At 46.8% G+C, this 13,280-nt stretch carries 17 protein-coding genes; all 17 read left to right on the top strand.

Annotated features, from left to right (window positions below):
- The first annotated feature begins 126 nt into the window (after positions 1 to 126).
- Entirely contained in the window at positions 127 to 1,044 is a 918-nt protein-coding gene (locus ACI955_RS16640; protein ID WP_415244866.1) for an SDR family NAD(P)-dependent oxidoreductase, read from the top strand.
- Positions 1,045 to 1,130: 86 nt separating this feature from the next.
- Positions 1,131 to 2,312 (top strand): acetyl-CoA C-acyltransferase, encoded by a 1,182-nt coding sequence (locus ACI955_RS16635; RefSeq protein WP_415244868.1) that lies wholly within the window; start codon positions 1,131 to 1,133, stop codon positions 2,310 to 2,312.
- A gap of 388 nt (positions 2,313 to 2,700) precedes the next feature.
- Positions 2,701 to 3,405, top strand: a complete 705-nt coding sequence (locus tag ACI955_RS16630) for a crotonase/enoyl-CoA hydratase family protein (protein ID WP_415244865.1) — start codon at positions 2,701 to 2,703, stop codon at positions 3,403 to 3,405.
- A 437-nt stretch (positions 3,406 to 3,842) separates the two neighbouring features.
- Positions 3,843 to 4,565 carry a LysE family translocator gene (locus ACI955_RS16625; RefSeq protein WP_415244864.1) on the top strand — a complete coding sequence of 241 codons (723 nt, stop codon included), beginning with the start codon at positions 3,843 to 3,845 and terminating at the stop codon, positions 4,563 to 4,565.
- A 599-nt stretch (positions 4,566 to 5,164) separates the two neighbouring features.
- The gene (locus ACI955_RS16620) at positions 5,165 to 5,590 is read left to right on the top strand and encodes a VOC family protein (protein WP_415244863.1); all 426 of its coding nucleotides are present in this window, start codon (positions 5,165 to 5,167) and stop codon (positions 5,588 to 5,590) included.
- A 52-nt stretch (positions 5,591 to 5,642) separates the two neighbouring features.
- Positions 5,643 to 6,116 (top strand): GNAT family N-acetyltransferase, encoded by a 474-nt coding sequence (locus ACI955_RS16615; protein ID WP_415244862.1) that lies wholly within the window; start codon positions 5,643 to 5,645, stop codon positions 6,114 to 6,116.
- A 106-nt stretch (positions 6,117 to 6,222) separates the two neighbouring features.
- Complete coding sequence (locus ACI955_RS16610; protein ID WP_415244861.1) at positions 6,223 to 6,666, top strand: TM2 domain-containing protein; 444 nt, start codon at positions 6,223 to 6,225, stop codon at positions 6,664 to 6,666.
- 298 nt (positions 6,667 to 6,964) lie between these two features.
- Positions 6,965 to 7,678: a Sir2 family NAD+-dependent deacetylase gene (cobB, locus tag ACI955_RS16605; RefSeq protein WP_415244860.1), complete on the top strand. Its 714-nt coding sequence runs from the start codon at positions 6,965 to 6,967 to the stop codon at positions 7,676 to 7,678.
- Between the two features lie 330 nt (positions 7,679 to 8,008).
- Positions 8,009 to 8,164 carry an ectoine synthase gene (locus ACI955_RS16600; RefSeq protein WP_415244859.1) on the top strand — a complete coding sequence of 52 codons (156 nt, stop codon included), beginning with the start codon at positions 8,009 to 8,011 and terminating at the stop codon, positions 8,162 to 8,164.
- A gap of 58 nt (positions 8,165 to 8,222) precedes the next feature.
- Positions 8,223 to 8,312 (top strand): ectoine synthase, encoded by a 90-nt coding sequence (locus ACI955_RS16595; RefSeq protein ID WP_415244858.1) that lies wholly within the window; start codon positions 8,223 to 8,225, stop codon positions 8,310 to 8,312.
- 594 nt (positions 8,313 to 8,906) lie between these two features.
- The gene (locus tag ACI955_RS16590; RefSeq protein WP_415244857.1) at positions 8,907 to 10,214 is read left to right on the top strand and encodes an ATP-grasp domain-containing protein; all 1,308 of its coding nucleotides are present in this window, start codon (positions 8,907 to 8,909) and stop codon (positions 10,212 to 10,214) included.
- Positions 10,215 to 10,949: 735 nt separating this feature from the next.
- Positions 10,950 to 11,192: a hypothetical protein gene (locus tag ACI955_RS16585; protein WP_415244856.1), complete on the top strand. Its 243-nt coding sequence runs from the start codon at positions 10,950 to 10,952 to the stop codon at positions 11,190 to 11,192.
- 18 nt (positions 11,193 to 11,210) lie between these two features.
- Positions 11,211 to 11,678: a hypothetical protein gene (locus ACI955_RS16580; RefSeq protein WP_415244867.1), complete on the top strand. Its 468-nt coding sequence runs from the start codon at positions 11,211 to 11,213 to the stop codon at positions 11,676 to 11,678.
- Between the two features lie 53 nt (positions 11,679 to 11,731).
- Entirely contained in the window at positions 11,732 to 11,920 is a 189-nt protein-coding gene (locus tag ACI955_RS16575; protein ID WP_415244855.1) for a hypothetical protein, read from the top strand.
- Between the two features lie 3 nt (positions 11,921 to 11,923).
- Positions 11,924 to 12,301 carry a hypothetical protein gene (locus tag ACI955_RS16570; RefSeq protein WP_415244854.1) on the top strand — a complete coding sequence of 126 codons (378 nt, stop codon included), beginning with the start codon at positions 11,924 to 11,926 and terminating at the stop codon, positions 12,299 to 12,301.
- Positions 12,302 to 12,432: 131 nt separating this feature from the next.
- Positions 12,433 to 12,771 carry a rhodanese-like domain-containing protein gene (locus ACI955_RS16565; RefSeq protein ID WP_415244853.1) on the top strand — a complete coding sequence of 113 codons (339 nt, stop codon included), beginning with the start codon at positions 12,433 to 12,435 and terminating at the stop codon, positions 12,769 to 12,771.
- Positions 12,772 to 12,883: 112 nt separating this feature from the next.
- Positions 12,884 to 13,280: class II glutamine amidotransferase (locus ACI955_RS16560; protein ID WP_415244852.1), on the top strand; the 397-nt coding region annotated here is incomplete at its 3' end.

The raw sequence follows: 13,280 nt of genomic DNA, 5'->3' as shown, positions 1-13,280 counted from the left end.
TCAAAGAAGCCCGGTCAGTATTTATTTAAGACCGAGGTGACGATTGAAATTGAAGGTGAAGACAAGCCCGCCTGTGTGGCGGAATGGCTCAGCATGCAAATGGTTGCTTAAGGGATAATATAAAAAATGACAATTAGATTTGATGGACAAGTAGCAATAGTCACAGGCGCAGGTAATGGCCTGGGTCGCAGTCATGCACTGGCTTTGGCCGAACGTGGTGCTAAGGTTGTTATCAACGACCTAGGCGCATCCAGAGACGGTAGCGGCGCTTCCTCAGACGCGGCTATGGAAGTTGTTGCCTTAATCGAAAAAAATGGCGGTGAGGCAATGGCTCACGGTGCCAATGTAGCCAACTTTGCTGAAGTTGAAGATATGGTTGCAAAGACAATGGCTAAATGGGGTCGAGTCGACATCCTCATTAACAATGCCGGTATATTGCGCGATAAGACCTTCGCCAAAATGACCTTAGATGATTTTAAACTCGTTCTAGATGTTCATCTAATGGGATCAGTAAATTGCTGTAAAGCGGTTTGGGAAATCATGCGCCAGCAAAATTACGGCCGCATTGTTATGACCACATCCTCAAGCGGTATGTACGGTAACTTTGGCCAGAGTAACTATGGCGCTGCCAAAATGGCGGTTTTGGGCTTAATGAATACGCTAGTGTTGGAAGGTGCAAAAAACAATATCCGTGTTAATGCTCTGTCACCAACTGCCGGTACGCGCATGACCGAAGATTTAATGCCTAAAGAAATGCTCGATCTATTGACGCCTGAAGCAGTTACTGCCGGCGCTTTGTTGCTGTGTCATGCAGACTCACCAACGCGTCAGATTCTCTGCGCAGGTGCAGGCGGATACGCAAGTACTCGCTTGTTTGAAACCGATGGTATTTTCCTTGCAGCCGATAAGCAAACGCCCGAGGAAATTGCTGCTCAGTGGGATGCGGTTAACGACACTAGTAATCAGCATAACCTCGAATCTGGCGGCAAACAAACCGAGAAGTTTTTGACTAAAGCAATGTCTCAACTTAGCGCCCAGTCCTAAGATATTTTATATAATAATCATAAACCTGCGGTGTGGCAGAGATTGTCGCCGCACTCAGGATGTCTAACCAAACTGAGACCGATGTTATGAAAGATGCCGTTATTGTATCCGCTGCCCGTACTCCTATTGCCAAAGCTTATCGTGGCGCTTTTAATGATTTAGAATCGCCAACTATGACTGCTCACGCTATTAAAGCTGCCGTGGAGCGCGCTGGAATCGACCCAAATGAAATTGACGATTGCCTGATAGGCGCAGCGTTGGAGCAGGGCACGCAGTCCATGAACTTAGGTCGTATGGCCGCGATAGCTGCCGGTTTACCGGCGACTGTGTCCGGTATGACTATGGATCGTCAGTGCTCTTCGGGCTTGATGGCGATTGCTACCGGCGCCAAGCAAATTATTATCGACGGCGCGCCAATACTTGTCGCCGGCGGTTGTGAGTCGGTTAGCTTAGTGCAAAACGAACATATGAATATGCATAAGCTGGTTGATCCAACGGCGCTCGCCAATTCACCCAATATCTATATGGGCATGCTAGACACCGCTGAGATTGTAGCTAAGCGCTACGGTATCAGTCGCGATGCTCAGGACGAATACGCTTTACAGTCACAAATGCGTACTGCTGCGGCCCAAGCAGCCGGTAAGTTTGACGACGAAATTATTCCAGTAACAGCCACCAAGTTGGTGATGAATAAAGAAACTGGCGAAGCCAGTAAAGAGTCGGTGACGCTGACCAAAGACGAAGGCAATCGTCCCAGTACTACGCTTGATGGTCTGCAGGGCCTGAGAACTGTCCGCGAGGGTGGTTGCATCACTGGGGGCAACGCTTCGCAGTTATCCGATGGTGCTGCTGCTGTTGTGTTAATGGATGGTACGCTCGCATCACAGCGTAACATTGAGCCGATGGGTGTTTACCGCGGTATGGCTGTTGCAGGTTGTGAGCCAGATGAGATGGGTATTGGTCCAATCTTCGCCATTCCAAAATTGCTCAAGCGCAATGGTCTAACCATGGACGATATTGGCTTGTGGGAGCTAAACGAAGCCTTTGCAGTTCAGGTGATTTACTGCCGTGATACGCTGGGCATTCCAAACGAAAACTTGAACGTTAATGGCGGTGCAATTTCCATTGGTCATCCCTATGGCATGAGTGGCGCACGTATGGTGATGCATGCCTTAATTGAAGGTAAGCGTCGCGGTGTTAAATACGTGGTTGTTACCATGTGTGTAGGCGGCGGCATGGGCGCAGCGGGTCTATTTGAAGTTCGTTAATTTCCCCTTTCGCGCTGAGCTGATTTAAGATCATATTCAGCGTGATTCTCGCCGCGACACCGCATTATTGGTGTCGCGGCTACGAAATCCCTCGTTACACTCGGTTTAATTTTCACAGTGTGTGAGTATTTTAGATCGCTAATCACTGCCTTTGTGTCTGCTCTCAATTTCCCCGTGTTCGTGAACCTCTCCCACATGAGCCTTTTCTAAGCTCAGCGTTAAGTCCAATTCAATATGGTGGTCTGCAAACTATGCGGCATCATAGTGTGCTAATTCACGCCCCGCTGGCTGTAGGCATGATTATTCTGCCGTAAAAGCTGGCAGCTTATGGGTGATTTCCCTAGAATGGCTGATCAATTTTTTCGGTGACAACCTTAGGGAACCTATAATGACCGATCTTGTGAATTATCAATTTGAAGGCAAAGTTGCCACCATTACCATGCAAAATGGCAAGGTAAACGCGATGTCTCCAGACCACATTGCGGCCATTAACGGCGCTCTAGATCAGGCTGAGCTAGATCAGGCAGCAGTGGTGATGATTGTCGGTCAACCAGGCATCTTTTCTGCGGGCTTTGATTTAAAGGTCTTCCAAGCAGACGCTCGCGCGGGCATTGAAATGGTTAAGGCCGGCTCGACCCTATGTCGCCGCTTACTCGCTTTTCCGGCACCGGTGCTGGGTGTTTGTACTGGCCATTCTATCGCGCAGGGCTGCTTTATCCTGCTGGCCTGCGATTACCGTATTGGTGTAGATGGTCCATTCCTGCTTGGCCTGAATGAAGTGCAGATTGGTATGACCATGCATCACGTGGGTATTGAATTGCCCCGTGCACGTTTGACACCGTCGTACTTTCAGCGCTCCGTGAACACTGCTGAAATGTTCTCACCACAGGACGCAATTGCCGCAGGGTTTCTCGACAAAATAGTCCCTGCAGATGAGCTAATGGCGGCGGCTACGGCCGAAGCAAACCGCTTGGCTGGTTTGAATCTGGCGGCCTACCAAGGCACTAAATTGAAGGTGCGTGCCGCTTTGTTAAAAACAATGGATGACGCGATTACCCTAGATTACCAAGAGCAAATCGCGCTATTGGGCTAAAGCCTATCTTGTCTTTAAAACCGGGCCAGCGCGGTCTCGGTTTTAAGGGCAATGACAAAGCGCCAGTCCGCTCTCCGCGGCATACGTACTGCAGTGAAATCTATTCCCTGAAAGCTAAGCCTTGAAAGTAATCCCCTATAATTACCCCGTCTCGTTTGTATCAATAGGCCGCTAATGTCATCTCCGTACTCACCTGACGGTTATGGCGCGCAATGAGCGAATCACAGCGCTATATTCGTTCAACGCTTAAGCTTTTACTGGAACACGGTTCTGATGCCATGCCTAAAAGTAACAACATCAGTGGCTGATATGTTTCACTGAAGTGCTTGAAGTTTTGACCTGCAGCTTTGATCTCTGGCAGAGATGTAGTGAAAAACAGTGATGACTCGGTGACCTAAAATGCCACTCCGGAAATTCAGGCTGCAGTTGATTATCCGTTGCCTATTGCATATGCCTACTACATCGCCGGCCTTCTTGCCAAAGTAGTTGCGGGGCTTCTGACCTTGCTTAAAGAGGACAATAGCGTGTTTGGTATCGAAAATTTGCTCTTATTTATTGTCTATGGGGTTTTATTAAATTTAATTCCCGGACCAGACTCATTACTCATTGTAGGTAGAGCGGCTACGCAAGGTTTTAAGGCTGGATCGGCGGCTACTCTGGGAGTTGGCAGTGGCACCTTTCTTCATATTCTAGCGGCTACCTTCGGTTTGTCGGCGATATTAGCCACGTCGTCTATAGCATTTACGGTAGTTAAAGTCTGTGGCGCGGTGTATCTAATCTATATGGCGCTAAGCATTTTTAGAGATAGTGCTGAGCAGAAGAAAATGAGTGATATCAAGCCTGCAACTACCTCTTTGCAACGAGTGTATGCGCAGGGACTAATAACCAATTTATTTAATCCCAAAGTGGCGATATTCTTTTTAGCGTTTATGCCGCAATTTATATCAGAATCCAGTGACAATAAGGCCATGGCATTTTTGTTTCTCGGTTTGATCTTTAACCTCAATGCCATGATTTTGTGTCACTTTATTGCATGGGTTTCCTCTGCAAGCAGTAAGAAGTTGGCAGTGAGTCAGTCGGTCAGAAAATGGCTGCTCAGAGTGACCGCAGGCCTGTTTGCTACGCTTGGGCTTAGATTGCTATTTTCCAGCCAAAGCTAATAATATTTTTAAACTAATAAAGTCCGGTCGCCGCCGATAGTCTCATGAACGATATTCACTGGCTCTTTGATTCATAAAATTGTATCCCCAAATTATTGATTTATATTTCTGTGGTTATATGATCAAGGGAAAGGGATGTTAGGCAGAAATAAAGGGAGTTAGTCTTCATGTGTTCAGGGCTTACTAATGCCGCTGAGGCTGCTGCTTTGAACTCCCTATAAATTTTAACTTCTGATGAAATTTTGGGTGGCCAGACATTCCCGCGTAAAAAGAGGCCACAGGAGCAGCATTTTTCGAGCGTGCTGCCGCCGCGTTTTTATCAGGTCTACAGAAAACCTTCGATTCACAATGGTTTGAATTTTCCGCTGACATCGCGCTCATTCCAGTTTGGATGATATGGGCCAATGGCTTGCAGAATGACTCTACCTATTGGTGGCTGCGCAGCGCGGTTAAAAATGTTTCTGCGGGCCTGGTGGAAATCTAGGATCCATAATGCTAATGCCATGCTGCGCGCCCAGCACAGACAGTCGACCTTGTCGGTTGGTCTTACTATCGTCATAGTCTAGATATTGCGTTTGCTAAAAATTAGGAGGATTGCAATGCCCACCTCACTAACACATATCGCGATGCACGTTCACGATTTAGCCGCCTGTATTGATTTCTATCGCGGCTATGCTGGCTTGCGTGTCGTGCACGAAAGACCGCACAACAGCGGCAAAGTGACTTGGATGGCTGAGCGAGGTAGGGAGAGGGACTTTATCTTAGTGCTGCTTCCCGGTGGTCCGGGCAGAGAGCAGAATGAGTATGACTTCTCGCATTTGGGCTTCGCGATGGAAAGTCGTAACGCAGTTGATGCTATTGCAGACCGCGCACGTGCCGATCGGATTCTGGTATGGGAAACCCGCGATAACGACTACCCAGTTGGCTACTACTGCGGTGTGCGCGACCCCGATGGCAACTTTGTTGAATTTAGTTTCGGCCAGCCCCTTGGGGCGGGTGCCGAAGACATCGAATTTCCCCAGTGATTTTTATCAACTCTGTGTGATGAATGAGCAAGCAAAATAACGTAAATAATGTATGCAGCTAAAGCTGGGGGGCTATAAGGCCGACAAGGATCCTGCAGCGATAGAAATGTTGATGACACACTCTTCTATGGACCCCATGGGTGGTGGCGAGCCACTGCCCAATGAGGTCTTGTCTAATCTCCGCAATTCACTTGCCACCATTCCCAATGGCTCAATCATTTTGATTTACGATGAGCAAAGCTCGGTGGCATTGGCCACCGCGTTGCAGGGTTTTTCAACCTTTAAGTGTCAACTGCTGCTCAATATTCATGATGTGATTGTGTTGCCTGAGTATCGTCGATGTGGGCTGGCTAAGCGCCTAATAGCCGAGCTTGAAAGTCTGGCTGTGCATCGAGGGTGTTGTAAATTAACCCCTCAGTATTGCAGGGTAATCATGCTGCTCCGGCGGTGTGCCAGCGCTGCAGCTTTGCGGCCTATGAACTTGACCCACAGCAGGGCTACGCTCTGTTTTGGCAAAAAGACTTAAGCGCTAAGAGTTAGCTAAGGCTATGGTTCGCAGCATGGCAGCGCGTTATGCTAAGCACTTAGCGATTCGATGATTAACTTACTATTTGACCAAGGCTTGGGTATTTATGAAGGGCAAAATTCTCGATTTTAATTCCGCGTCTGCCGAGGGTGTCATCGCTGGCGACGACGGCAACCGTTATCGCTTTGTGGGTGATGAATGGAAAAGCGCAGGCGCGGGCCATGCAGGCCTAATGGTGGATTTTGTTGTCGATGGCGAAAATGCCCAACAACTATACTTAGATAAAACCATCGCCCCTGTATCATCCCGCAAAGTCGCTGCTGCGCTACTGGCGTTTTTCTTTGGGGGCCTTGGTGCTCATAAATTTTATCTTGGCTACAATAAGCAAGGCGTCATTATGTTGCTAACCTTTTTGCTCGGATTTATTCTGCTAGGCCTGCCATCTATGGCTATCGCCATTATTGCGTTTATCGAATTCATCTTATATATCACAAAATCAGATGATGACTTTGAGCAAAGCTATATTGTTGGCCGGCGACCTTGGTTTTAAGTTAAATACTAAGCCAATTTTCGCTGTTGCGTGGGTGGTGGATAAGGATGAATAATCTCAGATACTTTGATTTATTGATCAATAAAATTGCCTGAGGCTTGTTTATTTCGGGGCCGGGGCCTTATTGCTCGTCACCGTATTGCCAAAAACTGGAACTTGGCATGATTCCAATTCTAATCCAGTAGGTCTAGGCATTTTGGCCTTATTTACTTTTTAGCCGTCTATCATTTGCCTTGTCACCGGCCTTGTCGTCTGGCTGTGGAAAAATCTCATTTTTAAACGGACATATAGCCTGCTTATGCCATATCAACGTATTGTCATCCTCACTGGCGCTGGTATTTCAGCAGAGTCAGGTATAAAGACTTTTCGCGCCGAAGATGGATTGTGGGAAGAACATCGCGTTGAGGATGTGGCCACCCCTGAGGGCTTTGCTGCAGACCCGGTGTTGGTGCAGAATTTCTATAATGGGCGTCGTAGGCAATTATTAAGCAACGCAGTAAAGCCCAATGCCGCGCATTTCGCCCTAGCAAAACTCGAGCAGGAGTTTGACGGTGAGCTGCTAATTGTCACCCAAAATATCGATAACCTTCACGAGCAAGCTGGATCTAGTAAGCTTATTCACATGCACGGCGAATTGCTGAAAATGCGCTGTGCCTATACCGATATCATATATCCAATCAAAGGCGATATAAGCGTTGAAGATCGCTGCGGATGCTGCGGCATGCGCGGGGCCTTGAGACCGCATGTGGTGTGGTTTGGCGAGATGCCTCTACAAATGGAAGACATATACCAAGCGCTGGAAATCTGCGATTTATTTATTGCCATAGGCACCTCAGGCAATGTCTATCCCGCTGCAGGTTTTGTTCGTCAGGCGGCTATGTCCGGCGCAAGCACGATGGAAATAAATTTAGAGCCATCTGTCGTGCAGTCGACGTTTTCCGAGCATCGCTATGGCTTAGCAAGTACTGAGGTGCCAGCAATAGTCGCTGATATTTTAAGTATACCCTTATAGTTTTCAACCATCTTATAATTTTAATTATAAAGCCTGTTTGTATTCTATTTAATCAGCCTTAAGTGCAGTTTATTAGCACTAATTATGTAGTGGCATTTTATATGTATAGTCTATACGGCGTTTAATTTTATTTTTTCGATCGATCTGTAAATTACGTTTAACATCAATATGGCAGCAGGGTCTACACTAGTCGTTATTTATAACATTTCTTTGTAATAGTTAATTAACTAAAAAAAGAAGATTAGCATGAAAATTGTCGGAGTCTAGGACGTTATCGGAACTGAGCGCGAAGTTACCAGCGTCGAATCTCCTTGAGTTAGCCGCCGCCTATTGTTAAAAAAAAAGGCCATGGGTTTCTCCTTTCATAAGACTATCATTCCCGCTGGTTCAGAATACGAGTTCTGGTATAAAAATCGTCTTGAGGCGGTTTACTGCGTTGATGGCAATAGCTCGATCACCGATCTGGAAACCGGGGAAACTCATTAGATCATTGGCGGAACACTTTATGCGCTAGACAAGCACCTGTTGTGCGTTGGCCGAAGATATGCGGCTGATTTGTACCTTTAACCCATCGCTTACTGGTCGTGAAACCCATGATACCGATGGCCCTTATAGTCTGGTCGATGATGAGTAAAACGGATTTCGGTTTACAGCGTAAGAGCCTGATTAGTCCGCTGCGGTCTGTGTCTGCCTGTCGCGGTGTTATTGTGTTGAACTGAAATTGCTATTTAATGCCCTTATCGTTTGAGCTGTAAAAGTGAGCTTGGCATGTATTTAAAATACCCTGATATCTTTTTTAATCGCTTCAATTGGCGCTCAAATTATATAAGAAATATGATGATGTCTTATTTATAAGCTAGTTTTTTTAAATTTTTGTTTTGACATTTTTTCGTTAAAAAAATATTTTTATGCATTAGTAATAAGTCTATAAATTTACCTAAAAGGTATCTATTTTTTTACTGAATTAGTACATTAAAATACCTTACAAAGTCCGTAGCTTTGCTGTCGTGGTTTCTATTTGCTGCTAAATAAGCTATATTGACGTTGAGATTGGGACGCACTGACCTGCTGAATTTAACCCCAGTGAACCTCCATGAGCCGCAATGTCTCACCTAGCGTTTGGTCACTCAATCTCTTGTAAGCGAGATTGCCTACTAGCTCAGTTCACCGAAAACTCGCCCCATATGAGGGTGCAGCTGTATGGGTTAACCATCAAGGAGAACATTGAATGGCGATCAAATCAGAAAAACAAATGTCAGACGCGGTAGCTGCGTGGTTAGAACCCGACATGGATTCCGTGAAAGGAACCGAAACGCCAAAGGATTCCAGTAAAGGTTATATTGCACTGCTTGGCTGGAGCGTCAATGCGATTAAAGCCGCGCAGAAATTTGACCGCCGCTACATCGTGGTTGCCCCGGATTGGGCAGCGGATTTCTGTACTGCTAACAAAATTCCCTTTATTGCGTGGAATTTCACCCGCTTGAATGATCGCTCTATGGAAATTGCTCAAACACTTAAGGCGGAAGGCGTTGATGTCGCCATACCATTATTCGAGGAAACGGTAGAATGGTCAGGTGCCATTAACTCGGTGCTGCTCGACAGTCCTCGTATGTACGGTCAGTCTATTCTGTTTCGCGACAAGGCGTTGATGAAGCGTCGTGCTCAGCTTGGTGGTATCCGTGTTGGTATTTTTGAGGAGGCGCACGAGAAAGAAGATATCGTTCGTTTTATGAAGCGCGTCAATCAAACACTGCTTAAACTTGATGGTGATCCGGACGATCCTATTCACGTTAAGGCATTCGACAAAGCCGGTTGCCTCGGCCACCGAATGATTCGCACGGTAGAGGAAATCGACAACATTCCTGATGAAGAATATCCACTGTTGATGGAAAGTCACTTGGATGGTTGGGAGTTTGCTGTTGAAGCTTGGATTCACGACGGTAAGATTCAGTTTCTTAATATTTCCGAGTACGTAACCTTAGGCTACTCCGTATTCGTACCGGCCACTGAAGAGCTAGAGAGCTGGCGTCCAGCGATCACGAAGCAGATTGAACTGCTTATCAAGACTTTTGAGATTAAATTCGGTCTCATTCACCCCGAATACTTTGTGACTGCTGACGGCGAAATGTATTTTGGCGAAGTTGCCTATCGTCCACCAGGATTCAAGGCTTTTGAACTTATTGAAAAAGTGTACGGATTTAATGCGTATCAGGCGTCAATGCTAGTCTTCGATCCTAATAGCACCGAAGAAGAAGTCGATAATTTCTTTCCTCGCGAGGTGGTCGACGCCAAGGGTTACGCAGGTTGCTTCGGCGTGTATCCGCGGCGCCGTGTGATCAGCAAGCTCGAAATACCAGCTGAGACGATCGATCACCCTTACTTTGAGTCTCACGAGTTGGTTGCGCCTGCAGAAGAGACGGTGCCTGATCGGGCAGCCTTTGGTACTCATTGGGGGCTGATCTTCTTCTTTGGTGACAATCCCATCAATATGCGAGATCTGCTCAAAAGACAGGAAGATCTAGACTTCTACGTATAGAGCTTTGGCTCAGCCTGGTCTCCCAGTGGGACGCTAGGCTTTGCTGTTGTTTGTGAGCTTAATTTTTTCCCTTTCTATAACCCCTCCTGTTTTCGCGTCAGACATAAAAGCGGAATCATACTTTCGTCTTTATTCTCCTTGGTACTTCATCGGCATTGGCGATCGATATACTGGCCTTTTACCTAGCTGTGCGTCATTGCCTACGTCTATTTTTTTGCGTAGCCAAGGAATATGGGAACAGACGGGCGACTATGAGTATAAGTCTGGCATTATTGATGATATCTGGGTATAGCCGGCGTTTCGCAAGCTGGGTATATTCAGTGCAATGCTGAGGCGGCTGATAGCGTTTGCCGAAAACCGCGATGTACCCGAGTGAATTCTAGAGTACGCTGTTTCCAATAAAGAAGCTGAAGCGACTTGGAAGAGGCTGGGTTTTGAGGTTACCGGTTCGAACGCCGCAGCATTTAACAGTTTAGTGAAGAGTAAATTGGGCTAAAGCGTCTAAGAAGGCTTAGTAAAGCTTGGAATTAGTACAGTATGGAATTGGCGCTAGTAGGAGGTGTTCAGTGATAGGTGATCATAAGGTCACGGTTTTATGACGAGCTTATACTTGGTCATAACTCGAAAGTCGATTTGCTCTTTTTGCCCAGTCGGATGGAGAAGCGGGTCAGAAATATCCTCAAGGGTCTGAACTTTAATTTAAGCTATCCGGAACATCCGGGGCGCTTGAGCGCGATGAATGAGTTGCTGGACGCCGAGCCGATCCCCGGCGTCCAATTCAAAGCTGGCCCGCACGTCAGTTATGAGCAGCTGGGTCGGCTTCATACGACCCCTTATCACGATCATATTTTCTCCCTAGAGGGAAAGACCGCTTGGCTTGATAGTGGTACCACCGCTGTGTCGCCTAGTTCTATCAAGGCGCTGACCACGGCGGCCGGGAGTGCCATCGACGCGGTTGAGTGCGTGGTAAGAGGTTAATCACAAAGTGCATTTGCGCTGCTTCGACCGCCGGGCCATCACGCCGAACCGGTTAGAGCGCGCGGCTTTTGCCTGTTTAACAATGTAGCGGTAGCGGCGGCTCAGGCTAAACTCGGTTGTGAGCTTATTCTTATCGTTGACTGGGATGCCCGTCATGGCAGCGGGACTCAGGATATTTTCTGGGCTGATCTCGATGTCTTGTTCTTTGATACCTACTGCGCCGCACCTTTTTACCTTGGTTCCGGTCATCTCCAAGAAGTTGGGGGTGGGCTTGGCGAAGGCAATAATATCAATGTGCCGATTCCCGAAGACGCCGGAGATATCGCCTTCGAAAAGGCATTTCGAGAGATACTCATTGCTCCTCCAGATTATTTTAAACCGGATCTGGTTTTGATTTCTGCAGGCTTTGATGCCCACCGTAACGACATGGCTCTCAACCTTAGTTATGATGGTTTTCAATGCTCACTAGCATCGATCAGGGCATAGCCGATAAGCCCTGCTAAGGAAGGCTGGCTTTTGTGCTTGAAGGCGGCTAAAACTTGAAATCGATGACCCGTGGTGTTCATGCCGTCTTAGAAGTTTTAGCCGGTGGCGACCCTCCGGAGAAACTGATGGAGCGTGATTTGAAGGAGGGGGACGAGGCAGCGGAGTTCCATATGGATGCGTTTAAGGACGATGAAGCGAACAGAATCATTTACAGGCTCGGAGCCAACTTTATAAAGGATTGAAATATGAATATAGCGATTTCAATATTTCTCTTCTTTGTGGGCCTTATAAACTTTGTTCCGGTCCTTGGCGTCATGTCCGCAGAAAAATTATCGAATGCTTATTCAATTGAATTAGCTGGTAACGATATCATCATCTTAATGTGTCACCGAGCTTTGCTCTTTGGTATTGTTGGTGGGTTTATACTTTGTTCAGTATTCAATCCTAGCTACCAGATTGCAGCAATGATAATGGCCGCAATTTCAATGCTTGGATTTTTATATTTTGTTTGGGCTGTTGGTGACTACAATGGGGCTATTGCCAAGGTAACTATAATCGATTTAGTTGGTATTGTAATTTTAGCGATTGCCGCGATTTTAAAATCCATCAATGAAAATAGCTAGCTAGGCTTTAAAATAATCTTATTTTTAACAGTTTCCTCAACAGTCGTTAACAGTATTAGCCAGAGATGCGCGCCTGCTTATTCGAGGATTTATATCTCAGTGGTTTTTTTATTCAGAAGTGAGGTTTGTGTATGAATTGGCGAAAATTAATAAGTTGCTGTGTTTTTTTTATCATCATTCCTTTTTCTTTATTCTCGTATGCAGACCCCGTATGGATTGATGTGCGCAGCGCCGGCGAACGTATGATTGACAATATCGAAGGCGATATCCGTATTTCACACGGTGAGATTGTTGCCGAGATAAGTAAACTGGTCAGCGATAAGGATACTGAGATAAGCTTGTACTGCCGCAGTGGCGGCAGAGCCAGCGAGGCAAGATCGGCGTTGCTCGATGCTGGATATACCAATGTATCCAATGTCGGCGGAATAAATGATGCACGCAAAGCAAGAGGCCTAAGCGAAGCACAGTAAGTTTGGGCCGTGGCTGAATAGAACATATAAGTTATACGCCGAGTATCGGCAAATTCTTTGGCTGCGCAAGGGGCTGTCACCGTCTAATCCATCATTCAAGGAGCGCTCCAGTATGTGCGAATTACTCGGAATGAGTGCCAATGTTCCTACCGATATCTGCTTCAGTTTTGCAGGTCTTAGCCGCAGAGGCGGTGATACCGGACCCCACGTTGATGGCTGGGGCATTGTATTTTACGAGGAGGGCGGAGTTAGAGAATTTAAAGATTATATGCCAAGCCACGGCTCCAAGCTTTCCCAGTTCTTAAGTGATTACCCCATCAAGAGCCACATTGTGATAAGCCATATTCGGCAAGCGAATGTGGGTGGTGTGGGGCTTGAAAACACCCACCCATTTCAACGCGAACTGTGGGGTCAAGCTTGGAGCTATGCGCATAATGGTCAGGTGCCCGCCGCCTTAGATCTGGAAAACACCCGGTTTTCAGCCATAGGTAACACCGACAGTGAACGTA

The organism is Zhongshania sp. (assembly GCF_047636175.1).
Classification (GTDB): domain Bacteria; phylum Pseudomonadota; class Gammaproteobacteria; order Pseudomonadales; family Spongiibacteraceae; genus Spongiibacter.
Note: the sequence above shows the minus strand (reverse complement) of the source record. Positions and strands in the feature narration are given on the sequence as shown.